This is a genomic window from Asanoa hainanensis, from assembly GCF_900188485.1.
Taxonomy (GTDB): Bacteria; Actinomycetota; Actinomycetes; order Mycobacteriales; family Micromonosporaceae; genus Asanoa; species Asanoa hainanensis.
On record NZ_FZPH01000021.1, the window covers coordinates 56,649 to 79,841 of the forward strand.

A 23,193-nucleotide genomic window follows, 5' to 3' on the forward strand; every position below is an offset into this window, starting at 1 on the left:
GGACTAGACCGCGTCGAGCGCCGCGGTGATGTCGGCGACCAGGTCGGCCGCGTCCTCGATGCCGCAGGACAGCCGGACGAAGCCCGGCGCGGTGTCGTCACCCCACTGCTCGCGGCGGTCGGCGCTGGTGTGCACCCCGCCGAACGACGTCGCGGCCGCGACCAGCCGGGACGCCGCGAGAAAGCGGGCCACCCGGTCGGCCGATCCCAGGTCGAACCCGACGATGCCGGGGATCCGGCGCATCTGCCGGGACGCCACGTCGTGCGCCGGGTCGCCGGGCCGGCCCGGCCAGCGCAGCGCGGCCACGTCCGCGCGCCCGGCCAGCGCCTCGACCACCGCGGCGGCGTTGGCGGACTGGCGGGCGAGCCGCAGGTCCAGAGTGAACAGTGAGCGGTGGGCGAGCCAGGCGTCGAACGCGCCCGGGATCGAGCCGGTCGTGTTGCGCCATCCGGTCAGCGCGGAAAGCAGCTCTGGAGAACGCGTAGCCACATAGCCCAGCAGCAGGTCCGAGTGCCCCGTCAGCGCCTTGGTGCCCGACGCCAGCGAGATGTCCGCACCCAGGTCGAGCGGGCGCTGGCCCAGCGGGGTCGCGGCGGTGTTGTCGACGGCCAGCAGCGCGCCGGCGGCGTGCGCGCGGTCGGCGACCGCCGCGATGTCGCAGACATCCAGTCCGGGGTTGGCCGGCGTCTCCACCAGCACCAGGCGCACGCCGGCGTAGTCCGGGTGCGGGCCGGCCGTCGGCGCGAACACCGCCGTGACACCGAGCTCCGCGAGCGTCGAGGTGGCGAAGCCGCGCACCGGGTAGTAGCCGTCCGCGGGCAGCACCACCGTGTCGCCGGGACGCAGGATCGACAGCAGCACGGCGGTCACCGCTGCCTGGCCGCTGGCGAAGGCCAGCGTCGGACCGCCCTCCAGCTCGCCGATCGCCGCCTCCAGCAGCCTGCGGGTGCGGTTGTCCGGCCGCCCGTAGCCGTTGGGCGACGCGGCCGGTCCGACCGCCGGATCGAGGTGGTACGGGGCCGCGAAGACCGGCCCGGGCAGGAAGGGCTCACCAGGGACCGCCGGCGGCAGTCCCGCGTGCACGGACCGCGTGCCGTCGCCGTATTCCGTCAAGTCACTCGGCTTTCGTGGTGCGGGTCATCAGGATGGTCAGCGCCTCGCGTGGGTCGGCGCCCTCGTGGCAGACCCGTTCCACCTGCTCGGTGATCGGCATCTCCACGTTGTTCTTGCGTGCGAGGTCGCGGATCGCGAGGCAGCTCTTGACGCCCTCGGCGGTCTGCCCGACCGCCGCCTGCGCCTGCTCCAGCGTCTCGCCCCGGCCGAGCCGCTCGCCGAACGTCCGGTTGCGCGAGAACGGCGAGTGGCAGGTGCCGACGAGGTCGCCGAGCCCGGACAGGCCCGCGAAGGTCAGCGGGTCAGCGCCGAGCGCGACGCCGAGCCGGGCCGTCTCGGCCAGGCCGCGGGTGATCAGCGTGGCCTTGATGTTGTCGCCGAGGCGCATCGCCTCGGCGATGCCGTAGGCCAGCGCGATCACGTTCTTCACGGCGCCACCGAGCTCGGCGCCGACGACGTCGTCGTTGGTGTACGGCCGCATGTAAGGCGTCGTGATCGCGTCCTGCACCAGCGTCGCGCGGCGCAGGTCGATGCCGGCCGCCACCGTCGCCGCCGGCTGCCCGCGGGCGATCTCGGGGGCCAGGTTCGGGCCGGAGACGACGACGACCCGGTCGGCCGGAACCTGGGCGGCCTCGATCACCACCTCGCTCATCCGCTTGGTGGTGCCGAGCTCGATGCCCTTCATCAGCGACACCAGCGTGGCGTCGGAGTCGAGGAACGGCCGCCAGTCGGCGAGGTTGCCGCGGAGCGTCTGCGACGGCACGGCGAGCACCACGATCTCCGCGCCGGCGATCGCCTTGCCGGCGTCGGAGGTGGCGGTCACCCGCTCCGGCAGCCGCACGTCGGGGAAGTAGTGCGGGTTGCACCCGGTCTCCCGGATGCCCGCGGCGACGACCTCCCGGCGCGACCAGATGGTCACGTCGCGGCCGGCGTCGCCGAGCACCTTGGCGAACGCGGTGCCCCACGACCCGGCACCGAGGACGGCGACGTGACTCATGCGGGGTCACCACCCGTCGGCGCGTCGGTGGTCGCGTCCTGCGTCGCGGTGCGCGCGGCCGGCTTGCGCGGCGGCGACCACAGCGGCGGCGGGTCGGTCACGCCGCGCAGGTCGGCCAGCATGTCGCGGAGGTGCAGCATGATCGCCTCGGTCATCGCGTCGAGGGTGTGCCGGGTGGGTGCCGCGCCCGCCCACTTGCTCAGGTCGATGGGCGCGCCGGCGTTGACCCGCACCGGGATCCGGGCCTTCAGGCCGACCTTGCCCGTACGCGGGTCGAACATCGCCTGCGGGCCGTCCATCACGACGGGGATCACCGGTGCGCCGGTGATCAGGGCCAGCCGGGCGGCGCCGGTCTTGCCCTTCATCGGCCAGAGGTCCGGCTCCTTGGTGGTGGTGCCCTCGGGGTAGATGATGACGCTGCTGCCGTCCTTGACGGCCGTGACCAGCGTGTCCAGCGAGCGGGCCGCGTCGACCGAGCCGCGCTCGACCGGGATCTGCTGGCAGCGGCTGATGATGTAGCCGACCACCGGCACCCGGAACACGCTGGCCTTGGCCAGGAAGCTCGGCCACCGGCCGGCGTCGTAGACGTAGTGCCCGATGACCACCGGGTCCGCGTGCGACAGGTGGTTGGCCACGATGATCGCGCCGCCGGTGGTCGGGATGTGCTCCATCCCGGTCCAGGTGCGCTTGGTCCAACCGGTCAGCACCGGCTTGACCAGGGCGACCACGAACCGTCGCCAGAACCCGAGCCTCCGCCGTGCCACCCTGCCTCCTCGCCACCGCCGACCGCGCCCGTCCGCGCGACCCGCAGCGAAATCATGCCTGCTCCGGGGCGCGGAGGGCCAGCCAGGGAGCCTGGCACGATAAGCGGGTGCGTGGGGACTGGGCGGTGGTGCTGGCGGTCAAGCCGCCCGCCGCGGGCAAGAGCCGCCTACGCGGCGCGCTGCCCGGGGTGCCCCACGAGGCCCTCGCGCTGGCCCTCGCCCTGGACACCGCGACGGCGGCGCTGGCCTGCGCGGACGTGGCCGAGGTGGTGGCCGTCACCGGCGACGCGGGCGCCGCGGCCGCGCTGGCCGCGCTCGGCGTTCGCACGGTGCCCGAGCCGGCCGGCGGCGGGCTCAACCCGGCCTTCACGCGGGGCGCGGCGGCGGCGACCGGCCGTCCGGTGGCCGCGCTGCAGGCCGACGTCCCCGCGCTGGACCACCACGAGCTCACCGCGGCCCTCAACGAAACGGGCGCCCGCCGAAGCTATGCGGCTGACGCCCCCGGCACCGGCACCGTGCTGCTGACCGCCCCGCTGGGCGTACCCCTGGATCCGCGTTTCGGTCCCGGGTCCGCCAAAGCGCACGCGGCCTCCGGCGCCGTGCCCCTCGACGGGCGGTGGCCCACCCTGCGCCGTGATGTGGACACGGCGGCCGATCTCGCCGCGGCCGCCGCGCTCGGGCTGGGACCGCACACCGCGCGCCTCGTGGGCTACGGTGCTGGCATGCAGGGCACCGTCGCCACGTACGACCCCGACAGCCGCTCCGGCACGGTGCTGCTCGACGACGGCAGCGAGCTCAGCTACCCGGCGGCCGCGTTCGACGCCTCGGGGCTGCGCCTGCTCCGCCTGGGCCAGCGCGTGCGCATCGAACAGGACCCGTCGGGAGTGGTGACCCGCCTCACCATCCCCACGATGCCCTGAGCCGCCACCAGTCGACTGAAGTGCATTTCACGTTCAGCTCGATCAGGTAATGATGATGGGGTGACCCAGACACCTCCCGGCCGACGCATGCCACGACCGCGGGGAACCGACGGGCGGTTCCTCCCCCTCGACGCGTCGAGTGAACATGCCGCCCTGGTGTCCGTCACGGGTCTGCCGACGGCCGGCCCGACCGAGACCCGCAGCGCGCCCGCACCGCACGGCCGCGGCGCACCACGCGCGGGGCACGGACCGGCGCCGGAGAACCCGGCCCCGCCGACCGCCAACGACCACGTCGACGGGCCGCCGCCGGACGACGTGCCGCCGCTCGGCTCGGACCCGTTGCCCGAGGACCGCTTTCTCAACCGCGAGCTGTCCTGGCTGGACTTCAACGCCCGGGTGCTGGCCCTCGCCGAGGACCCGTCGACGCCGCTGCTGGAGCGGGCCAAGTTCCTCGCCATCTTCGCCAGCAACCTCGACGAGTTCTACATGGTGCGGGTCGCCGGCCTCAAGCGTCGCCTCCAGGCCGGGCTGCCCGTCCGCGGCGGCGACCAGATGCCGTTGCGCACCCAGCTCGAGTTCGTCGCCGAGAAGACCGCCGACCTGGTCGCGCGCCAGGCGGCCTGCTTCGTCGACGAGGTGCTGCCCAAGCTCAGCGCCGAGGGCATCGAGCTGCTCCAGTGGGACGACCTCGCCGCGGAAGAGCGCGAGCAGATGCGCACCTACTTCCGCGACCACGTGTTCCCGGTGCTGACCCCGCTCGCCGTCGACCCGGCGCACCCGTTCCCGTACATCTCGAACCGGTCGCTCAGCCTCGCCGTCTCGGTGAAGGACCCCGACGGTGGGCAGGTGCTGTTCGCCCGGGTCAAGGTGCCCAACAACGTGCCGAGGTTCGTCCGGATCGGGCGCACCAACCGGTTCCTGCCTGTCGAGGAGCTCATCTCCACCCACCTGAGCCAGCTCTTCTCCGGCATGCAGGTCGTCGAGTGCCACCTGTTCCGGGTGACCCGCAACGCCGACGTCGAGGTCGACGAGGACCGCGACGAAGACCTGCTCCAGGCCCTGGAGCGGGAGCTGGCCCGGCGCCGGTTCGGTCCCCCGGTGCGGCTCGAGGTGGCCGCGTCGATCTCCGACCACGTGCTCGACCTGCTGGTCCGCGAGCTCGACATGGAGGCCAGCGACGTCCTGCGGGTACGCGGCCTGCTCGACCTCTCGTCGCTCTGGCAGATCTACGGCGACGTCGACCGGCCCGACCTCAAGGACCGGCCGTTCGTGCCGGCCACCCACCCGCGGTTGGTCGAGGGCGAGGTGCCGCGCAGCGTGTTCTCCGTGCTGCGCGACGGCGACGTCCTGGTGCACCACCCGTACCACTCGTTCTCGACCAGCGTGCAGCGGTTCATCGAGCAGGCCGCGGCCGACCCGAACGTGCTGGCCATCAAGCAGACGCTCTACCGCACCAGCGGCGACTCCCCGATCGTCGACGCGCTGATCGACGCCGCGACCGCCGGCAAGCAGGTGGTGGTGCTGGTCGAGGTCAAGGCGCGGTTCGACGAGGTGGCCAACATCGGCTGGGCCCGGATGCTGGAGCGCGCCGGCTGCCACGTGGTCTACGGGCTGGTCGGGCTCAAGACCCACTGCAAGACGGCCCTGGTCGTGCGCCAGGAGGGCAACCAGATCCGCCGCTACTGCCACATCGGCACCGGCAACTACCACCCCAAGACAGCCAGGTTGTACGAGGACTTCGGCATGCTGACGGCCGACCCGGAGGTCGGCGCCGACCTGACGGACCTGTTCAACGTGCTGACCGGCTACAGCCGACAGACCGCGTACCGCCGGTTGCTGGTGGCTCCGCACGGCATCCGCAGCGGCCTGATCGAGCGGATCGACCGCGAGGTCGACAAGGTCCGCCTCGGCGGCCAGGGCCTGGTCCAGATGAAGGCCAACGGCCTCGTCGACGAGGAGATCGTGGACGCGCTCTACCGGGCGTCCCAGGCCGGCGTGCACGTCGACCTGGTCATCCGGGGCATGTGCACGCTGCGGCCGGGCGTGCCCGGGCTCTCCGACAACATCCGGGTGCACTCGATCCTGGGCCGGTTCCTCGAGCACTCCCGGGTCTTCCGGTTCGGCGTCGACGCGAACGACCCCGAGACCGAGTTCTGGATCGGCTCCGCCGACATGATGCACCGCAACCTCGACCGCCGGGTCGAGGCGCTGGTGCTGGTCACCGACCAGGTCGCGCGGGCCGAGCTCGACAGCGTGCTGCAGGCGTCGATGAGCGACGACACCGACACGTTCGTGTTGCACGGCGACGGCAGCTGGACCCGACGCACTTCCACTTTGGACAAGCCGCTGGAGCACGTGCAGGACCGGTTGCTGCGCCGTATCGTCGGCACGGCAAGCTGATTAGGCTAGGTCGATGATCGAAGAGGAGCGCAAGTTCGCCGCCGACGACGCCTTCCAGCTGCCCGATCTGATCGACCGCCTCCCCGCTGGCGGCACCGTGGTCTCGGCCCCGCCGGCCACGCTGACCGCGACCTACTACGACACCCCTGACCTGCGGCTGGCCCGCGCCGGCGTTTCGCTGCGCCACCGCAAGGGTGACAGCGCGCCCTGGACCGTGAAGCTGCCGGCGGCCGTGCCCGGGCTGCGCCACGAGGTCTCCCGCAAGGGCCGGGCCGGCAACCCGCCGGCCGAGTTGCTGGCGCTGGTCACCGCCTGGTCGCGCGGCGAGGCGCTGGCTCCAGCCGCGAAGATCCAGACCGTCCGGCACGCGTACGACCTGACCGACGCCGAGGGCACCGTGCTGGCGGAGGTGGCCGACGACGCGGTCACCGTGTTCGACGGCAAGGCCGTGCGGATGGCGTTCCGCGAGATCGAGGTGGAGCGCAAGGCCGGCGAGCGCGGGCTGCTCGAGGCCGTCGCGGGCGCGCTGACCGGGGCCGGCGCGACGGAGGGCGAGTTCACGCCCAAACACGTGCGGGCCCTGGGCGCGGCGGCCGCGTTGCCGCCCGACCTGACTCCGCCGGGCGACCTGCCCGACCAGCCGTCCGCCGCCGACGTGGTGGTCGCCGCGGTGCGCTCCGGCGTCGGCCGGATCCTCGCGCACGACCCGCTGGTGCGTCTGGGCCAGCCGCTCGACGACGGCGACACCGCGGTGCACCAGATGCGCGTCGGTTGTCGCCGGCTGCGCAGCGACCTGCGTACCTTCGCCGCTCTGCTGGACCGCGAGTGGGTCGGCCGGATCCGCGACGAGCTCCGCTGGATCGCCGGCGTGCTCGGCGAGGCACGCGACGCCGAGGTGCTCCGCGAGCGCCTCCAGCACACCGCGAACGCCGACCCGCTCTGCCCGGTCGACCCGGCCGCCGTCGCCCGGCTCGACGAGGCGCTCGACGCGCGGCAGCGGCAGGCGCTGGCCAACGTCGACGAGGCACTGCGCAGCCCCCGCTACCACGCGCTGCTCGACCTGCTCGTCGACGCGGCCCGCGAGCCTCAGGTCTCGTCCACCGCGGCCCAGCCGGCGCTGCGGCTGCTGCCTCGCATGGTGGCCAAGCCCTGGCGGCGGCTGGCCTACGGCGCCAAGGGCGTCGACGGCGCCGCCGACCTCGACCCGCTGGCCGCCGACGAGCGCTGGCACGCGGTGCGGATCAACGGCAAGCGGGCCCGGTACGCCGTGGACGCGGTCTCGTCCGTGATCGGTGGCCCGGCCGCGAAGCTGGCCAAGGCGCTCGGCAAGGTGCAGAACCTGCTGGGCGAGCACCAGGACGCCGCGGTCGCGGCCGACACCTGGGTCGCGCTGGCCGCCGAGACACCCGGTGACACCGATCTCGCGGTCGTCGCCGGCCGCCTCTACGAGCGCGAGCGGGCGTCGATCCGCGCCGTCCGCGCCGCGTTCCCCGAGGCGTGGGCGGTCGCCGCCGAGCCGACAAGGACGCGATGGTTGCCCTGATCCGCGCCGCCGGCGGCGTGGTGTGGCGGCCGGCCGGGCGGGGCGTGGAGATCTGTCTCGTGCATCGCGAGCGGTACGACGACTGGTCGCTGCCCAAGGGCAAGCTGGAGCCCGGCGAGCATCCGCTGGCCGCCGCGGTGCGCGAGGTGGCCGAGGAGACGGGCGTGCACGCCGTGCCGCAGGTGCGCCTCCCGGGCGTGCGCTACACGGTGCGCGAGGGCTTCCCGAAGACGGTCGACTACTGGTCGATGCGCTACGCGACCGAGGAACCCGCCCTGGTCGAGGACTCCGACGAGGTCAACGAGACCCGTTGGCTGTCCGTGGACGACGCGCTCGCGCTGCTCACCTACTCCCACGACACCAAGGTGGTCCGGGACTTCGCCGCGCTGCCACCGGTCACCACCGTCTGCGGGCTGGTGCGGCACGCCCACGCCGGCAAGCGGAGCACCTGGTCCGGCCCGGACTCCGCCCGGCCGCTCGACAAGCCCGGCCGGGACCGGGCGGCCGAGCTGGCGCCGCTGCTGGCCCTGGTGCGCCCGGCCCGCCTGGTGTCGGCGACTCCGCTGCGGTGCGTGCAGACCCTCGAACCGCTGGCCGGCCTGGTCGACCTGCCGGTCGTGGCGGACTCCGCGCTCGACGAGCCAAAACCGGGCCAGGACCCGGACGAGAAGGCCCTCTCCACCGCCGGCCGGCTGGCCGAGCTCGCCGCCGAGGGCGCCGACTTCGTCGCCTGCAGCCAGGGCAAGGTGATGCCGGGCGCGCTGGCCCACCTGGTGGGCACTAGCAAGTCCGACGACCACCACACCCCCAAGGGCGGCGGCTGGCTCGTCGCCTTCACCGCCGAAGGCGCTCTCGCCGCCGACCGCCTGTGAGGGTTGCCTGGACCACCCCGGAGCGCCCTGATCGCGCTCTGGTTGATCTGAGCGGGCGCGCCGGCGGTCTCAGGGAAGCTGGAGGGTGGCCGCCACGGGAAGGTGGTCGGACGCCTCGGTCCGGGGCGCGACGACCTCGGTCACGCTGATTCCCGGTGACACCAACAGGTGGTCGATCTGCTCCCGGGGCGCGTCGGCCGGCGACGTGAGCAGCGGGCGGTGGGCGGCGAACCCGTCGACCAGCCCGGCCTCGGTGAAAGCGGCGAACGCCGCGTCGCCCGGCTGCGTGTTGAGGTCGCCGCCGACGACCAGTGGGCGGCCGGCGGCGAGGCCGCGCGCGAAGGCCGCGACCTCGCGCGCCTGACTCACGGGTCCGCCGTCCGGCGGCGGTTGCAGGTGGGTGGAGACGACCGCGACCTCCGTGCCGCCCACGTCGAGCACGACGCCGAGCGCCTGGGCGCCGGTGGGCGCGCCGACCGCCCGCAACCGGCTGGTCGCGGTCCGCCGCACCGGAAGCCGGGTCAGCACGGCGTCGCCCCAGACCGCGTCGGCGGCGGGCGCGAAGCGGAACGGCAGGTCGAGCCGTTCGGCGAGCAGTGCGAGCGTGTCGTGGCCGCCGTTGAGCAGCCAGGCGCGGTCGACCTCGCTGAGCAACACCACGTCCGGGCGCTGCTCCTCGATCGCGGCGGTCAGCCCGGCCAGGTCGAACCGGCCGTCGAGGCCGAAGCCCATCCGGATGTTGTAGGCCACCACCCGGATCGCGCCGGGCGTGGCCGGGCCGGCCGCGCTTCCCGCGCCGGCGGGCATCAGCAACGCGGCCAACAGGGTCACCGCCATGGCCACGGGAACGGCGGTCCAGGGCCAGGAACGGTGCACGACCACGCGGGGGTACGGCGGTCGGGCGGCGACAACCGCGACGACGACCGCGACCGCGGGTGGCACCCACTCGTTGGGGTAGCCGATGTCATATGAGGCGTAGTACAGCACCGCCGCCACGGCGAACACGGTCAGGCCACCGACCGCCGCGAAGCCGCGCCGGCGCGAGCCCGTCGCCGGATCGGGGTCTTCGGTGCGACAACCGGTGGCGCACAGCGACAGGCCGAGGCCCAGTGCGGTAGCCGGGATCGCCACGAGCAGACCGGATCCCCAGGACAGCCCGAACGTGGCCGTGCCGACTCCGAGCGTGACCACTGCCGCGACCGCGACCGCGCGGGACGGCCGCGGCAGCGACGCGCCCGCCGCCAACAGGCCGACCGACAGCGCCAGCAGCGCCGCGACCGCGACGGCCGAATCCGGGCCGGGACCGGCGATTCCCTTTTCCGCGCCGAGTGCGTAGGAGACGGCGGTGCCGGCGAGGGCCGGTGAGCCCGCGACCATCGTCCACAACAGCAGGACGGGCCCGACCACGAACCACGCCGCGGGGCCCGGCACGGATCCGGTTGTGTGGTTGGTCAATGCGGGCAGCAGCGCGCCGAATGCCAGGCACAGCAGGGCTGTCACCGACCATCCGAGCGCTCCGCCGCGCCACGTCAGGTCGAACGTGCCGACGGCGGCGTGCGTTGCCGTGCCCGCCGCGAGGCCGAGAACGAGGCCGGGCACGGGTTGCGCGCCGCCGACCGCGAGCGCGGCGAGCCAGGCGAGACCGGCCAACAGACCGGCGCTGGCGAGATAGAGCTGTGGTTGCCCGCCGTCGGTGGCGAGCAGACCGAGGCGGCAGGCGGCGAGCGCGATGCCCGCCACGAACGCCACCCGGCGGGGCCCCGACGGGCGCAGCAACGGCACGACCGCGAACGCGGCGGCGAACCACAGCAGCGCGAAGCCACCCATCAGCTCGGCCGGCGTCGAGGCCGCCTGGCCGAAGATGGTGATGATTGACGGAAGCCAGACGCGGAGCACGTCCGTCAGCAGGATCACACCGAGGGCGATCCCGACGGCGACAACAAGAGGGCGGCGCACCCGAGACATTCTCGCCAGCGCGACCGACCCGCGTCTATGGCCTGGCGGTCACCCGTCCACAGCGGACGGGCCCGGACAGACCAAGACGCCCACCGAGCTCCGGTGGGCGCCTTCGTCGTCTCGTCTGGTCAGCGGGCCTTCTTGGCCGGCGCCTTCCGGGCCGGGGCCTTCTTCGCCGCGGCGGTGGTGCGTGCCGTGGTGGTCTTCTTGGCGGCCGCGGTGCTGGTCTTCTTGGCGGTCGCCGCCTTGCGGGCGGTGGTGGTCTTCGCCGCGGTCGACTTGGCGGCCGTCTTGGCGGGAGCGGCCTTCTTCGTCGCGGTGGCGGTCTTCTTGGCGGCCGCCGCCTTCGTGGCGGTGGTGGCCTTGGCCGTGGTGGCCTTGGCGGTCGTCGCCTTGGCGGTCGTCGCCTTGGCGGTGGTCTTCTTGGCGGCGGCGGCCTTCGGCACGCGGCCGGCAGCGACCATCTCCTTGAAGCCCGCACCGGCGCGGAATGCCGGGACGGACGTCTTCTTGACCTTCACCGCTTCGCCGGTGCGCGGGTTGCGGGCTGTTCGGGCACCACGCACGCGCTTTTCGAAGACACCGAAACCAGTGATGGCCACCCGGTCGCCCTTGGTGACTGCCTGCTGGACCTCGGTGAGGACCGCGTCGAGCGCCGCCGTCGCCGTCTTCCGGTCCCCCAGGCGAGCGGCCAGCGCCTCGATGAGCTCGGCTTTGTTCACAACTTCCCTCCGATGTTTGCATGGCCTCAACGCGAGCCATTCTGCGCGCACCGTATGCCCATTGTCGTCGGTACACAAACATCTTGCCGAAAAAAGGCGTTGTGTCGTAACGGATTCGCCCCCTCCGGTGGAGTCCGGAGGGGGCGAATCAGCGGCTGGGACCGGCCGTGTGGCCGAGAAAGAGCTATCCGATAGCCGGCAGGAACGCCGGTCGGTGCTGCTCATACTGCGTGATTTCCGCCTCATGCCGCAAGGTCAGACCGATGTCGTCAAGCCCTTCGAGTAGCCGCCAACGGCTGAAGTCGTCGAGCGGGAACGCCCAAACGTGGTCACCCGCACGGAGTTCACGCTTCTCGAGGTCGACCGTCACGGCAGTGGTGGGCTCGGCCTCGACCAACGCCCACAGCTCTTCCACAGCCGGCAGTTCGAGCTCGACCGGCAGCAGGCCCTCCTTGAGAGCGTTGCCACGGAAGATGTCGCCGAACCGCGGCGAGACGACGGCCCGGAAACCAAAGTCGCGCAAGGCCCACACGGCGTGCTCGCGCGATGACCCGGTGCCGAACTCCGGACCGGCGACGAGCACGGTGCCGCCGGCGTAGGCCTCGTTGTTGAGCACGAACGACGGGTCCTCGCGCCAGGCGGAGAACAGGCCGTCGGCGAAGCCGGTGCGCGTCACCCTCTTGAGGTACACCGCCGGGATGATCTGGTCGGTATCCACGTTGGACCGCCGCAGCGGGACCGCGGTGCCGGTGTGCACGGTGAACTTGTCCATCTTCTCTTCTCCCTATGTCGCCGACGTCACAGGTCCGCCGGCGACGCCAGCCGGCCCCGCACGGCGGTGGCGGCGGCGACGGGTGGCGAAACGAGGTGGGTCCGGCCGCCGCGGCCCTGGCGGCCCTCGAAGTTGCGGTTGGAGGTGGAGGCGCAACGCTGGCCGGGCGAGAGCGTGTCGGGGTTCATGCCGAGGCACATGGAGCAGCCGGCGAACCGCCACTCGGCACCCGCGTCTGCGAAGACCTTGTCGAGGCCCTCCATCTCGGCGGCCTCGCGGACCGCCGCGGAACCGGGCACGACGAGCATCCGCACGCCGTCGGCGACCCGGTGGCCCCGGATCACGTCGGCCGCGGCGCGCAGGTCCTCCAGTCGCCCGTTGGTGCACGAGCCGACGAAGACCACGTCGACGGTGAGGTCGCGCATCGGGGTGCCGGGCGTCAGCGCCATGTATTCCAGTGCGCGGGTGGCCGCCGTCCGCTCGCCCTCGAGAACGAAGTCCTCCGGCGCGGGCACGGAAGCGTCCAGCGGCACGCCCTGACCCGGGTTGGTTCCCCACGTGACGAACGGGCTGATCCGCGTGGCGTCGAGGGTCACCTCGGTGTCGAAGACCGCACCGTCGTCGGTCGGCAGGCTGCGCCAGTGGTCCAGCGCGGCGTCCCAGGCGTCGCCCTGCGGCGCGTACGGCCGGCCCTTGAGGTAGGCGTAGGTGGTCTCGTCCGGCGCGATCATGCCTGCCTTGGCGCCCCACTCGATCGACATGTTGGCGATCGTCATGCGGCCCTCCATGGAGAGGTCGCGGATCGCCTGGCCCCGGTATTCCACGATGTGGCCGCGGCCGCCGCCGGTGCCGACCTGTGCGATCAGCGCCAGCACAAGGTCTTTGGCGGTGACGCCGGGCGCCAGGTCGCCGACCACGTTGACGGCCATGGTCTTCGGGCGCGACTGCGGCAGCGTCTGGGTGGCCAGCACGTGCTCCACCTCGCTGGTGCCGATGCCGAAGGCCAGGGCGCCGAAAGCGCCGTGGGTCGCGGTGTGTGAGTCGCCGCACACGATGGTCAGACCGGGCTGCGTGACACCGAGCTGCGGGCCGATCACGTGCACGATGCCCTGGTTGTCGTCGCCCAGCGAATGCAGCTTGACGCCGAACTCGGCGCAGTTGCGGCGCAGGGTCTCGATCTGCGTGCGCGACGTCGGGTCCGCGATCGTCAGCGGGTCACCGCGTCGAAGGTTGAACGCCGGGTTGCTGTAACCCGTGGGCGTGTTGTGGTCTTCGGTGGCAAGGGTGAGATCCGTGCGGCGCACGGTGCGGCCGGCGGCGCGCAGCCCGTCGAACGCCTGCGGGCTGGTCACCTCGTGCAGCAGGTGCAGGTCGATGAAGAGCAGATCCGGCTCACCCTCGGCGGATCGCACCACGTGAGCGTCCCAGACCTTCTCGGCCAGGGTCCTCGGCGACGTTGGCTTCGGAGTGACTCCCACCATCTGGACATCCTAAATTCTGGGAGGTATGTTTCGGCTTGTGGGACACAGTATGAGCGGTGTCGGCGTCCTCGACAAGGCGGTAGTGATCCTCGCGGCCTGTGTCGACGGCGCCAGCCTGGCCGAACTGGTGGAGCGGACCCGGTTGCCGAGGGCCACCGCACACCGACTGGCGCAGGCGTTGGAGATCCATCGCATGCTCGTGCGGGACACGCAGGGGCGCTGGCGTCCCGGCCCGCGCCTGGGCGAGTTGGCCAACGCGGCGCCCGATGTGCTGCTCACCGCCGCCGAGCCGCTGCTGTCCGCATTGCGGGACGCGACCGGCGAGAGCGCCCAGCTCTATCTGCGCCGTGCGGACGAACGGATCTGTGTCGCCGCCGCGGAACGGGCCAGTGGCCTGCGCGACACGGTGCCGGTCGGTTCGGTGCTGCCGATGACGGCCGGCTCGGCCGCCCAGATCCTGCTCGCCTGGGAGCCGCCGGAGGCGGTCATGCCCCTGCTGCCACGGTGCAAGTTTACCGGCCGCACGCTGGCCGAGGTCCGCCGCCGAGGCTGGGCCCAGAGCGTCGCCGAGCGCGAGCCCGGCGTAGCCAGCGTCTCGGCACCCATCCGCGACCGCACGGGCCGCGTAATCGCCTCGATCAGCGTCTCAGGCCCGATAGAGCGCCTGGGCCGCCGCCCCGGCGACCGCCACGCGATGGCCGTAGTCCGCGCCGGGCAGCGGTTGTCCGGCCTCTGACCCTATTGGACAGACCTGTTCCCGCCGCGGACCTGGCAAACGGAGCGAAGCGGAGTGATCCCCGGCGGGAGCAACGGTCGTGCCGCCGGCGGACCTGGGAAAGCCGCACTTGATTTTGGGCAAAGAAAAACCCCCCGATTGCTCGAGGGGTTGCTCTGTGTAGCCCCGATGGGATTCGAACCCACGCTACCGCCTTGAGAGGGCGGCGTCCTAGGCCGCTAGACGACGGGGCCAGGACTTCCGATGTCGTTGTGGCGACGGAGCGGAACTCTACCAGAGTCCAGCGCCGGTGCCATGTCGGCATCGTTGCTGGGGTACCAGGACTCGAACCTAGACTAACTGAACCAGAATCAGTTGGGCTGCCAATTACCCCATACCCCATTGGCGCTCGGAAGCGCCGAGTGAGAACTTTACCGGAGGGGGTGGCGACCCACAAATCCGCCACCCCCGGTTCGATCTCAGTCGATGGCGGTGACCGGGTTGGTCAGCTCGCCGATGCCCTCGATCCGCACGGAAACCGTCTCACCGGCCAGGATCGGGCTCACCCCGGCGGGGGTGCCGGTCAGGATCACGTCGCCCGGGCCCAGCGTCATCACGTGCGAGACGTAGGACACGATCGTCGGGATGTCGAAGACCATGTCGCGGGTGTTGCCGAGCTGGCGCACCTCGAGCTCCTCCGGCGGGCGGCCGACCTCGCAGCGCACCTCGAGGTTGCTGACGTCGAGGTCCGTGACGATCCACGGGCCGATCGGGCAGAAGGTGTCGAAGCCCTTGGCCCGGGTCCACTGACCGTCGGTGCGTTGGAGGTCGCGCGCGGTCACGTCGTTGGCGGCGGTGTAGCCGAAGATGGCCCGCTCGGCCCCGGCCCGGTCGACCCGGCGGGCGCCCTGCAGACCGATCACGACGGCCAGCTCGGCCTCGTGCTCCACCTGCTTCGACTGGATCGGCAGCTCGATCGCGTCGCCGGGCCCGATCACGGACGACGGGGGCTTGAGGAAGAGCAGCGGTTCCTTGGGCACCTCGTTGCCCAGCTCGGAGGCGTGCTCGGCGTAGTTGCGGCCGACCGCGATGATTTTGCGGGGCAGCATCGGCGGCAGCAGCCGCACGTCGGCCAGCGCCCAGCGCCGGTTGGTGAACTTGATCTCGCCGAACGGCAGGCCCTCGATCTCGGCGACGGTGAGCGCGTCGGCACCCGCGCCGGTCTCACCCTCGACGACACCGAACGACTGCCCGTTGGAATGGGCGAACAAAGCGATACGCACGCCTCAAACTTAGCCGTCGCACACGGTGTCCCCGTCAACGGCGCCGCGGTTGGCATGCTAAGGGCCGGGACGGGGAGGTCCGCGGTGCGCGACGAGCAACCCAATGTGGCCCGCATGTGGGATTACCACCTCGGTGGTGACCGGGCCGGCGAGGCCGACCGGCGGTTGGCCGACGCGGTCACGGCCGCCTGTCCCGAGGTTCCGCTTGCCGCGCGCGCCAGCAGGGCGTTCCTGGGGCGGGTGGTGCGCCATCTGGTCGACCTCGGTGTGCGGCAGTTTCTCGACCTCGGTGCCGGCCTGCCGACCGCACGCAACACCCACGAGATGGCCTGTGGCAGCCGGGTGGTCTACGTCGACATCGACCCGATGGCCGTGCTGCACAACAGGATCGGCGTCGTCGGCAACCCCGACGTCACCGTGGTGCAGGCCGACGTGCGCGATCCGGAGCTCGTGTTGCGGCACCGCGACGTCCGCCACTACATCGACTTCGAGCGCCCGGTCGCGGTGCTGGCGTTGGCCGTCTACCACCTGGTGCCCGACGCCGAGGAGCCGGCGGCCGGCACGGCCGCGATCTACGACCAGGTCGCACCGGGCAGCTATCTCGCGATCAGCCACGGCAGCGCCGACCTGTCACCGGAGCGGGCCGCCCGGGTGGCCGAGCTCTACGCGGCCTCCGGTTTGACGTTGCGACCGCGCAGCCGGGCCGAGATCACCACGATCTTCGATCGCTTCGGGCTGGTCGGGCCCGGCCTGGTGTCCGCCGACCGGTGGCATCCGGCCGCGCCGGCGGCACCCGTCCTGCCGGCCGGATGGTACGGCGGCCTGGGGCGGAAAGCGGGCCTATAGACCTTGCTCGGTTTCCGCACCCTGAGCCATCTGGCCACGCCAGGATCTGGGCATGACTGACAAAACCATGCGCTACACCGACCAGGAGCGCGACACCCTGCGCAACTCGGCGATGGGCGCGATGATGCTCGTCTCGAAGTCCGACCCGGGGATCATGGGCACGATCAAGGAGATGATCGCGGGCTCCAAGGCGCTCCGCGGCGCCTCCCCTGAGATGCAGGAAATCTTCAAGGGCAGCGGCGGCATGCCGAAGATGCCCAAGGGCTCGCAGGGCGACATGGAAAGCGGCGTCATGTCGGGGCTGCAGCAGTCGATGCAGATCCTGTCGAAGTCGCCCCAGGACCAGCAGAACTTCCGCAACACGATCATGAGCGCCTGCGACCAGGTCGCGAAGGCGCAGGGCGGCGTCAGCGACAACGAGACGCAGATGATCAACAAGATCCGGTCCGCCCTGGGCGGCTGACCCGCGTTGGCCGACGGTGGCGCCGCACGCACGGAGGGCGCGGCGCCACCGCTGGCTACGCTGGGGCGCATGACGGTTCTGGAGCGCCCCGCCTGGGTCGCCCGTCGGCTCGCGCACGAGCAGCGGGTCGACGGGTGGGTCGGGCCGCACCTGAGCCGCCGCAAGGCCGGCCGGCGGCATCCGGTCGAGGACTTCCTGTTCACCTACTACTCCCACCGGCCCGCCCAGCTGCGCCGCTGGCACCCCGGTGCCGGGGTGTTCCTGGCCGACGCCACCGTCGACGAGCTGGGCCGCGACTACGTCGCCCGGCCCGCGGGGGTCACGGTCGACACCGATGGCGTACGCGAGCGCCGGGCCGACTCGATCGCCTGGATCCGCACCCTGCTCACCCGCACCGCCGCCCGCCCCGCTCAGCTGGGCTGCTTCGGCATGCACGAGTGGGCGATGGTCTACCGGCAGACGCAGCAGGAGGTCCGGCACGACGCCTGGCCGCTGCGGCTCTCCCCCGCCGAGACCGCCACCGTCGTCGAGGAGCGCGGGGTGCGCTGCAGCCACTTCGACGCGTTCCGGTTCTTCACCGCCCCGGCCCGCCCGCTCAACGTGCTGACCCCGACCCGGGAGCTCCAGCACGAACTGGAGCAGCCGGGCTGCCTGCACGCGAACATGGACCTCTACAAGTGGGCCTACAAGCTCTCGCCGCTGGTGCCCAGCGAGCTGGTGGCCGACTGTTTCGCGCTGGCGCACGACATCCGCACCCTCGACATGCGGGCCAGCCCGTACGACCTGGCCGAGCTCGGCTACCCGCCGGTGCGGATCGAGACGGCGGCGGGCCGCGCCGAGTACGCCGCCGCCCAGCGCGCGTTCGCCGACCGCGCCGCGCCACTGCGCGCCCGGCTGGTGGCGGCGATCTAGGCGCGCCGCTTCTGGTAGTGGCGGCGGGCCCGGGCCCGGTTGCCGCACATCCGGCTGTCGCACCACTGTCTACTGTGGTTGCGGCTTTCGTCGACGAACAGCCAGCCGCAGGTCTCGCCCGGGCACTGCTTGAGGGGCGGGGCGTCGGGTGAGCCGAGCACCGCCACCGCGTCGGCGGCCGCCTCCCAGGACGGCACGTCCAGGCCCGTCCAGCCCGGCCGGTAGCCGCGTCCGTCGCCGACGCCCACCCGGATCTGCCGCATGCCGGCCCGGAAGACCCGGTCCAGCACGGCGAGGTCGGCGCCGTCCGGTTCGGCGCCGGCCGCGACCGCGGAGAAGAGCCGGAACAGCGCCTCACGCAGCGCCAGGGCCCGATCCAGGGCCGCCGTGGCGGCGGCCGGCTCGGCGGCGGCGCCGGCCTCCAGGTCGGTCAGCGCGGCGTCGTCGAGCCCGCCCGCGTCGCGCAGGTAGCCGGCCAGCGCCGGGTAGTCCGTGATGCGCTCGACCGGCTCGGCCGACCGCCGCCACAGCACGCTGTTGACCAGGGCCAGCGACAGCCGACCCCCCAGGGCGTGGGCGATCGGGCGGGCCGGTCGCAGTTCGACGCTCAACACCCTAACGAGTCTAAGGGCCTTGACCTGTTAAACCCGACAGCCGTACCGTGCCTAACATGTTTGGGACGTTAAGCTCGTTAGGAGGGCCGGTCTCCGTCACCCAGCACGGAGTCGAGGAACGCGGTGGCGTGCTGGTCCACGACATCACCTACGCCGCGCGCGACGGTGATCCCGTGCGCGCCTACCTGGTCGAGCCGGCCCGCCCGGGCCGCTACCCGGCCGTCCTCTACCTGCACTGGTTCGAGCCGCCCAACCCGACCAGCAGCCGCCTGGAGTTCCTCGACGAGGCGGTGGACCAGGCCCGCCAGGGCGCCGTCGCGCTGCTACCGGACCTGACGTTCCCGTGGTCGGTCGACCCGGTCGGCGACCGCCGGGACGTCGCCAACGTGGTGGCCCAGACCGTACGGCTGCGCCGCGGGCTCGACCTGCTGACCGCCCGGCCGGACGTCGACCGGTCGCGGATCGCGGTGGTCGGCCACGACTACGGCGGCATGTACGGGCTGCTGCTCGCTTCGGTCGACCGGGACCGGATTCACGCCGTGGTGGCGATGAACGTCGACGCCACGTTCGGCAACTGGTTCGCGACCTTCTTCCTCGGCCTCTCCGGCGACGCCACGATCGCCTACGAGAAGCTGTTCGAGCCCGTCGACCCGATCCGGTACGTGGCCGACCGCGGCGGCGTGCCCCTGCTGTTCCAGTTCGCCGAGCCCGACTTCTTCGTGCCCGACTCGACCCGCCGCACGCTCGTGTCCCTGGCGGAGCAGCCCACGGACTACCGCCTCTACCCCGGCGCGGGGCACGAGCTCGACGCTGCCGCCCGCGCCGACCGGGAGGCCTGGCTCACCTCGCGGTGGAAGGCCTAACCACCACCGGCGATGATCCGGTCGGCCGCCTGGGATGCCTGCTCGATCGGGATCGCGAACCCGATCCCGATCGAGCCGCCGCCTTCCAGCGACGCGATCGCCGTGTTGACCCCGACGACCTCGCCGCTCCCGTTGACCAGCGGCCCGCCGGAGTTGCCGGGGTTGATCGAGGCGTCGGTCTGGATCGCCGTCTGGCGCCGGCCCTTCGGCAGCTTCACCTCGCGGTCGAGCGCGCTGACGATGCCGGCGGTGACCGTCCCGGACAGCCCGAGCGGTGACCCGACGGCGATCACGGGCTCACCCACCTGGGTCGTGCCGGTCTTGGCCAACGGCAGCGGGCGCAGGCCGGTGCTCGGCGGCACCTTCAGCACCGCGATGTCCCGGTCCGGGTCCCGACCGACCAATGTGGCCTGGATCCGCCGACCGGACGGCGTCTCCACGTACACCGCCTTGGGTTCGCCCGTGCCCAGCGTGTGGTCGTTGGTGACGATGTTCTGGTTGCCGTCGAGCGCGAAGCCCGAGCCACCGGACACGCTGCCGTCCGCGGCCCGCACCTCCACCGAGACCACGCCGTCGAGGGTGTTCTTGGCCGCATTGATCATGTCGCCGGACAGTCCGCCGGCCGCCGCGCTCGGCGTGGGCGACGGCGCGCCCGCGCCGTTCTCCTGGCGTGCCACCAGGCCGCCGGCCAGCCCGCCGGAGGCGGCCGAGACCAGGACCACCGCGGCCCCGACGAGCGCGGCCCGCCGCCAGCCGGCCGTCGAGAAGGACCGCCGCCCCCGACCGGGCCCACCGGGCGGTCCGGCGCCGCCGCCGATCAGGTCGAGGTCGGGCGAGACGTACTCGGGGCCACGCGGCTCGCCGAGACCCGTTGGGCTCGTCGGTGTGGTCGTCATCGCCTGTCCCTTCTCACGGGATCCTGGAGAACCAGAACATCGACGCGAGCGCGGTCACCATGGCCAGGATGAGGGCGAGGCCGATGAAGCGCGCCGAGACGTCCGCGCGTTCGTTGACATAGCCCACCGAGGTGCCGATGTCGGCGTACACCTTGCGTAGTTCCTCTTTGGAGTCCGCCTCGTGGTAGCTGCCGTTGGTCTTCTCGGCCACCCCGCGCAGCGTCTCGCCGTCGACCGGCACCGACATCGCGACCCCGCCGCGCCGCGCGATCTCGCCCGCCGTGGTGCCGAAGGAGATCGTGTCGACGGGGATGCCGGCCGTGTCGGACTCGCTCGCCGCCTCGTCGGGGTCCCTCCCGGACGTGTTGGCGCCGTCGGAGAGCAGCACGATCCGGGCCGGCGGTGGGTCCTTGTCGGCCCGCGCGTCGATGCTGCGGATGGCGTCCAGCGAGGTGGTGATCGCCTCGCCGATCGCGGTGCCGCCCAGCCCCGCGGTGGTCTCGGAGAGCCGGTCCACACCGGCCTTGAACACGTCGCGGTCGGGGCTCGGCGGCACCACGACGGTGGCGTTGCCGGCGAAGGCGACCAGGCCGACGTTGAAGTGGCGCGGAAGCTGGTCGGCGAACTCGCGGGCGGCTTCCTTGGCCGCCCGCAGCCGGTCCGGCGGCACGTCCGTCGCGAGCATCGAGGCCGACACGTCGACCGCGATCATGACGGTGGCGCGCTCCTTGGGCACCCGCACCTCGTCGGTTGGCCGGGCGAAGCCGACCACCAGCAGGGCCAGCATCGCGATGAAGAGCGCGGCCGGCACGTGGCGGCGCCAGGCCGGGCGGGACGGCGCGACCTTGTCGAGCAGGCGCAGGTTGGTGAACCGCACGGCGTACCGGCTGCGCCGCCGTTGCATGTACACGTAGCCGACGGCCACCAGCGCCACACCGACCAGCAGCCAGAGCCGGCCCGGGTTGAGGAAGGCGACGTCCGGAACCCCGTTGTTCACCCGGCACCCCCGGCTGGTCGCGGCCGGGCCGGCGCGGCACGGGCCCGCCGGCGTTGGCTCAGCACGTGGTGGACGATGTCGGCCACCCAGTCCCGGTCCGTCCGCAGTGGAAGGTGGCCGACGCCGGTGCGGCGCAGCGCGGCGGCCACCTCCGCGCGCTGCTCCAGCGCGGCGGCCGCGTACCGCTCGCGAAGCTGGCGGTTGCCGGTCGAGACCTCGCGCCGCCGGCCGGTCTCCGGGTCGACGAAGGTGATCAGGCCGACGTCGGGCAGCTCGAGCTCGCGCGGGTCGGTCACCTCGACGGCCAGCACCTGGTGCCGGGCGGCCAGCCGCTTGAGCGGGCGCTCCCAGGCGAACGTCCCGTCGGCCGCGTCGTCGAGGAAGTCCGACACCACGACCGCGAGTCCCCTGTGGATGGCCGCGCGCTGCAGGCCTTCGATGGCGGTGGCGAGATCGGCGCCGTCGGCGCCTTCCTCCTCGCGCTTGGCGCCCAGCAGGTCGTGCAGCAGAGCCTGGAGGTGTACGCGACCGGTGCGCGCCGGCACGCGGCGGATCCCGTCGCGGCGCAGCACGTGGGCGCCGATCCGGTTGCCGGCACCGGCGGTGAGGAAGCCGACCGCGGCCACCGCCGCGACCGCCAGCTCCCGCTTCTCCACCTCGGCGGTGCCGAAGTCCATGCTGGCCGAGCCGTCCACGAGCACCCAGGTGGTCAGTTCCCGGTCCGCGTCGACCTCGCGGACGTGCGGCACGTTGGTGCGGGCGGTGACCGCCCAGTCCATCCAGCGCACCTCGTCCTCGCCCGGGCGGTACTCGCGCGAGCCGGCGAACTCGGATCCCGGCCCGGGGAGCAGACCGAGGTACTGGCCCTGGAGCATGCCGTCCAGGCGCCGGGTGACCATCAGCTCGAGCCGGCGCAGCCGCTCCTCCGGTGCGAGCTGCCGCACGGTCGTCTCGGCCGCGCCGCGGGTCATGCCGCCGCCAGTCCCCGAAGCTCCGCGTCGGTCTCCGGCGCCAGATGCGGCGGTGGGACCACCTCGACGAGCTTTTCCACCAGGGACTCGGCGGTCACGCCGTCGGCGATCGCGTCGAAGGAGAGCACCAGCCGGTGCGCGATCACCTCGGCCGCGAGCTCACGGACGTCGTCGGGCACCACGTAGTCGCGGCCGCGCAGCAGGGCCAGGCCCCGGGCGGCGGCGACCAGGCCGAGGGTCGCCCGCGGGCTCGCGCCGTACGCCAGGTGCCTGGCCACCTCGATCAGGCCGAACCGGGCGGGCTCGCGGGTCGCCAGCACCAGGCGGACGACGTACTCGGCGATGGCGTGGTGCACGAAGACCTTGCGGTTGAGGCCCTGCAGCTCGCGCAGGCGGGCCGGGTCGAGCACCCGGCGCGGCTGTGGTTGCTCCCCGCTCATCCGGTAGAGGATGCCCAGCTCGTCCTGGTCGGTCGGGTAGCCCACGACCACGCGCATGAGGAACCGGTCCCGTTGCGCCTCCGGCAGGTGGTAGACGCCCTCCGACTCGATCGGGTTCTGCGTCGCCAGCACGAGGAACGGCTCGGGGACCGGCCAGGACTTGCCACCGATCGACACCTGCCGCTCGGCCATGGCCTCCAGCAACGCCGACTGCACTTTGGCCGGAGCCCGGTTGATCTCGTCGGCCAGCAGGAGGTTGGCCATCACCGGGCCCAGCTCGACGTCGAACGACTCCGTCGAGGAGCGGTAGATCCTGGTGCCGACGATGTCCGAGGGCACCAGGTCGGGGGTGAACTGGATCCGGGAGAAGGTGCCGCCGATGGTTTCCGCGAGGGTCTGTGCGGCCAGGGTCTTGGCCACGCCGGGTACGCCCTCCAGCAAACAATGGCCGTCGGCGAGCAGCGCGACCACCAGGCGCTCGACCAGCCGGTCCTGTCCGACGATCACCCGCTTGACCTCGAAGAGCACCTCCTCCAGGACCGCGCTGGTCTGCCGCGCGGCGGCGGGGTCGGAGCCGGCCGCGTACGCCTCGTCGGGCGTCTCCTCCGCGAAGTCGAACTCGGACGGCGGCGGCAAGCTGGGCGTCATGTGTC

21 protein-coding genes, 2 tRNA genes and 1 pseudogene are annotated in these 23,193 nt (G+C 72.6%); 9 read left to right on the forward strand and 15 right to left on the reverse strand.

Annotated features, from left to right (window positions below; genetic code table 11):
- Nucleotides 1-3: 3 nt before the first annotated feature.
- Genes CHC05_RS35330 through CHC05_RS35340 form a run of 3 tightly spaced genes read right to left on the reverse strand, consistent with a single transcriptional unit; the run spans nt 4 to nt 2,874 of the window.
- Entirely contained in the window at nt 4-1,113 is a 1,110-nt protein-coding gene (locus CHC05_RS35330) for a cystathionine gamma-lyase (RefSeq protein WP_089254988.1), read from the reverse strand.
- Between the two features lies 1 nt (nt 1,114).
- Nucleotides 1,115-2,110 (reverse strand): NAD(P)H-dependent glycerol-3-phosphate dehydrogenase, encoded by a 996-nt coding sequence (locus CHC05_RS35335; RefSeq protein ID WP_089254989.1) that lies wholly within the window; start codon nt 2,108-2,110, stop codon nt 1,115-1,117.
- Entirely contained in the window at nt 2,107-2,874 is a 768-nt protein-coding gene (locus CHC05_RS35340) for a lysophospholipid acyltransferase family protein (RefSeq protein WP_089254990.1), read from the reverse strand. The genes CHC05_RS35335 and CHC05_RS35340 overlap by 4 nt, the downstream gene beginning before the upstream one ends.
- Before the next feature lie 107 nt (nt 2,875-2,981).
- On the opposite strand from CHC05_RS35340, the pseudogene cofC reads away from it, so the two are divergent.
- The 4 genes and pseudogenes from cofC to CHC05_RS35360 form a co-directional block, all read left to right on the forward strand.
- Nucleotides 2,982-3,605 (forward strand): annotated as a pseudogene (cofC, locus tag CHC05_RS42880) (2-phospho-L-lactate guanylyltransferase); the annotation flags it as partial.
- Between the two features lie 276 nt (nt 3,606-3,881).
- Nucleotides 3,882-6,194 carry an RNA degradosome polyphosphate kinase gene (locus CHC05_RS35350; RefSeq protein WP_425426894.1) on the forward strand — a complete coding sequence of 771 codons (2,313 nt, stop codon included), beginning with the start codon at nt 3,882-3,884 and terminating at the stop codon, nt 6,192-6,194.
- 13 nt (nt 6,195-6,207) lie between these two features.
- Nucleotides 6,208-7,737, forward strand: coding sequence for a CYTH and CHAD domain-containing protein (locus CHC05_RS35355; RefSeq protein ID WP_089254992.1), 1,530 nt, complete (start codon nt 6,208-6,210; stop codon nt 7,735-7,737).
- The gene (locus CHC05_RS35360) at nt 7,725-8,609 is read left to right on the forward strand and encodes an NUDIX domain-containing protein (RefSeq protein ID WP_089255035.1); all 885 of its coding nucleotides are present in this window, start codon (nt 7,725-7,727) and stop codon (nt 8,607-8,609) included. Before CHC05_RS35355 ends, CHC05_RS35360 begins: the two co-directional genes overlap by 13 nt.
- Before the next feature lie 69 nt (nt 8,610-8,678).
- On the opposite strand, the gene CHC05_RS35365 is transcribed toward CHC05_RS35360, so the two are convergent.
- From CHC05_RS35365 to leuC, 4 genes are all read right to left on the reverse strand, one after another.
- A complete protein-coding gene (locus CHC05_RS35365; protein WP_089254993.1) occupies nt 8,679-10,574 on the reverse strand; it encodes an endonuclease/exonuclease/phosphatase family protein in 1,896 nt (631 codons plus the stop codon).
- A 119-nt stretch (nt 10,575-10,693) separates the two neighbouring features.
- Nucleotides 10,694-11,287, reverse strand: coding sequence for an HU family DNA-binding protein (locus CHC05_RS35370; RefSeq protein ID WP_089254994.1), 594 nt, complete (start codon nt 11,285-11,287; stop codon nt 10,694-10,696).
- A gap of 184 nt (nt 11,288-11,471) precedes the next feature.
- The gene (gene leuD / locus CHC05_RS35375; protein ID WP_089254995.1) at nt 11,472-12,059 is read right to left on the reverse strand and encodes a 3-isopropylmalate dehydratase small subunit; all 588 of its coding nucleotides are present in this window, start codon (nt 12,057-12,059) and stop codon (nt 11,472-11,474) included.
- 26 nt (nt 12,060-12,085) lie between these two features.
- Nucleotides 12,086-13,540, reverse strand: a complete 1,455-nt coding sequence (leuC, locus tag CHC05_RS35380) for a 3-isopropylmalate dehydratase large subunit (RefSeq protein WP_089254996.1) — start codon at nt 13,538-13,540, stop codon at nt 12,086-12,088.
- 49 nt (nt 13,541-13,589) lie between these two features.
- On the opposite strand from leuC, the gene CHC05_RS35385 reads away from it, so the two are divergent.
- Nucleotides 13,590-14,276, forward strand: coding sequence for an IclR family transcriptional regulator (locus tag CHC05_RS35385; protein WP_089254997.1), 687 nt, complete (start codon nt 13,590-13,592; stop codon nt 14,274-14,276).
- A gap of 160 nt (nt 14,277-14,436) precedes the next feature.
- Here CHC05_RS35385 and CHC05_RS35390 read toward each other — a convergent pair.
- The 3 genes from CHC05_RS35390 to CHC05_RS35400 form a co-directional block, all read right to left on the reverse strand.
- A tRNA-Glu gene (locus tag CHC05_RS35390) sits at nt 14,437-14,509 on the reverse strand.
- Between the two features lie 76 nt (nt 14,510-14,585).
- A tRNA-Gln gene (locus CHC05_RS35395) sits at nt 14,586-14,657 on the reverse strand.
- A gap of 77 nt (nt 14,658-14,734) precedes the next feature.
- Complete coding sequence (locus CHC05_RS35400) at nt 14,735-15,538, reverse strand: fumarylacetoacetate hydrolase family protein (protein ID WP_089254998.1); 804 nt, start codon at nt 15,536-15,538, stop codon at nt 14,735-14,737.
- A gap of 84 nt (nt 15,539-15,622) precedes the next feature.
- Here CHC05_RS35400 and CHC05_RS35405 point away from each other — a divergent pair, with 84 nt between their 5' ends.
- The 3 genes from CHC05_RS35405 (at nt 15,623) to CHC05_RS35415 (ending at nt 17,759) form a co-directional block, all read left to right on the forward strand.
- Nucleotides 15,623-16,384, forward strand: a complete 762-nt coding sequence (locus tag CHC05_RS35405) for an SAM-dependent methyltransferase (protein WP_179266512.1) — start codon at nt 15,623-15,625, stop codon at nt 16,382-16,384.
- Nucleotides 16,385-16,436: 52 nt separating this feature from the next.
- Complete coding sequence (locus CHC05_RS35410) at nt 16,437-16,847, forward strand: tellurite resistance TerB family protein (RefSeq protein ID WP_144022913.1); 411 nt, start codon at nt 16,437-16,439, stop codon at nt 16,845-16,847.
- Between the two features lie 69 nt (nt 16,848-16,916).
- Nucleotides 16,917-17,759: a 3-methyladenine DNA glycosylase gene (locus CHC05_RS35415; protein ID WP_089255036.1), complete on the forward strand. Its 843-nt coding sequence runs from the start codon at nt 16,917-16,919 to the stop codon at nt 17,757-17,759.
- Here the strand turns inward: CHC05_RS35415 and CHC05_RS35420 are convergent.
- Nucleotides 17,756-18,373 (reverse strand): CGNR zinc finger domain-containing protein, encoded by a 618-nt coding sequence (locus tag CHC05_RS35420; RefSeq protein ID WP_089255001.1) that lies wholly within the window; start codon nt 18,371-18,373, stop codon nt 17,756-17,758. The two genes, CHC05_RS35415 and CHC05_RS35420, sit on opposite strands and share 4 nt — an antisense overlap.
- Nucleotides 18,374-18,429: 56 nt before the next feature.
- Here CHC05_RS35420 and CHC05_RS35425 point away from each other — a divergent pair, with 56 nt between their 5' ends.
- Nucleotides 18,430-19,236 (forward strand): alpha/beta hydrolase family protein, encoded by an 807-nt coding sequence (locus tag CHC05_RS35425; RefSeq protein WP_089255002.1) that lies wholly within the window; start codon nt 18,430-18,432, stop codon nt 19,234-19,236.
- Here CHC05_RS35425 and CHC05_RS35430 read toward each other — a convergent pair.
- From CHC05_RS35430 to CHC05_RS35445, 4 genes are read right to left on the reverse strand one after another with little or no spacing between them, the layout of a single operon-like run.
- On the reverse strand, nt 19,233-20,132 hold the full coding sequence (locus CHC05_RS35430) for a S1C family serine protease (protein ID WP_089255003.1): 900 nt from the start codon (nt 20,130-20,132) through the stop codon (nt 19,233-19,235). The genes CHC05_RS35425 and CHC05_RS35430 overlap by 4 nt on opposite strands.
- Before the next feature lie 13 nt (nt 20,133-20,145).
- On the reverse strand, nt 20,146-21,129 hold the full coding sequence (locus CHC05_RS35435; protein ID WP_245871381.1) for a VWA domain-containing protein: 984 nt from the start codon (nt 21,127-21,129) through the stop codon (nt 20,146-20,148).
- Nucleotides 21,126-22,100, reverse strand: coding sequence for a DUF58 domain-containing protein (locus CHC05_RS35440; RefSeq protein ID WP_089255005.1), 975 nt, complete (start codon nt 22,098-22,100; stop codon nt 21,126-21,128). Before CHC05_RS35440 ends, CHC05_RS35435 begins: the two co-directional genes overlap by 4 nt.
- Complete coding sequence (locus tag CHC05_RS35445) at nt 22,097-23,188, reverse strand: AAA family ATPase (RefSeq protein WP_089255006.1); 1,092 nt, start codon at nt 23,186-23,188, stop codon at nt 22,097-22,099. Before CHC05_RS35445 ends, CHC05_RS35440 begins: the two co-directional genes overlap by 4 nt.
- Nucleotides 23,189-23,193: the final 5 nt, after the last annotated feature.

What these genes read in the sequence shown, in the direction of transcription:
- CHC05_RS35360 (WP_089255035.1), top strand. Translation starts at nt 7,725, where the DNA reads ATGGTTGCCCTGATCCGCGCCGCCGGCGGCGTGGTGTGGCGGCCGGCC.
- CHC05_RS35335 (WP_089254989.1), bottom strand. Translation starts at nt 2,110, where the DNA reads ATGAGTCACGTCGCCGTCCTCGGTGCCGGGTCGTGGGGCACCGCGTTC.
- CHC05_RS35365 (WP_089254993.1), bottom strand. Translation starts at nt 10,574, where the DNA reads ATGTCTCGGGTGCGCCGCCCTCTTGTTGTCGCCGTCGGGATCGCCCTC.
- CHC05_RS35385 (WP_089254997.1), top strand. Translation starts at nt 13,590, where the DNA reads ATGAGCGGTGTCGGCGTCCTCGACAAGGCGGTAGTGATCCTCGCGGCC.
- CHC05_RS35440 (WP_089255005.1), bottom strand. Translation starts at nt 22,100, where the DNA reads ATGACCCGCGGCGCGGCCGAGACGACCGTGCGGCAGCTCGCACCGGAG.
- CHC05_RS35430 (WP_089255003.1), bottom strand. Translation starts at nt 20,132, where the DNA reads ATGACGACCACACCGACGAGCCCAACGGGTCTCGGCGAGCCGCGTGGC.
- CHC05_RS35410 (WP_144022913.1), top strand. Translation starts at nt 16,437, where the DNA reads ATGACTGACAAAACCATGCGCTACACCGACCAGGAGCGCGACACCCTG.
- leuD (WP_089254995.1), bottom strand. Translation starts at nt 12,059, where the DNA reads ATGGACAAGTTCACCGTGCACACCGGCACCGCGGTCCCGCTGCGGCGG.
- CHC05_RS35425 (WP_089255002.1), top strand. Translation starts at nt 18,430, where the DNA reads ATGTTTGGGACGTTAAGCTCGTTAGGAGGGCCGGTCTCCGTCACCCAG.
- CHC05_RS35415 (WP_089255036.1), top strand. Translation starts at nt 16,917, where the DNA reads ATGACGGTTCTGGAGCGCCCCGCCTGGGTCGCCCGTCGGCTCGCGCAC.
- CHC05_RS35445 (WP_089255006.1), bottom strand. Translation starts at nt 23,188, where the DNA reads ATGACGCCCAGCTTGCCGCCGCCGTCCGAGTTCGACTTCGCGGAGGAG.
- CHC05_RS35355 (WP_089254992.1), top strand. Translation starts at nt 6,208, where the DNA reads ATGATCGAAGAGGAGCGCAAGTTCGCCGCCGACGACGCCTTCCAGCTG.
- leuC (WP_089254996.1), bottom strand. Translation starts at nt 13,540, where the DNA reads ATGGTGGGAGTCACTCCGAAGCCAACGTCGCCGAGGACCCTGGCCGAG.
- CHC05_RS35350 (WP_425426894.1), top strand. Translation starts at nt 3,882, where the DNA reads ATGCCACGACCGCGGGGAACCGACGGGCGGTTCCTCCCCCTCGACGCG.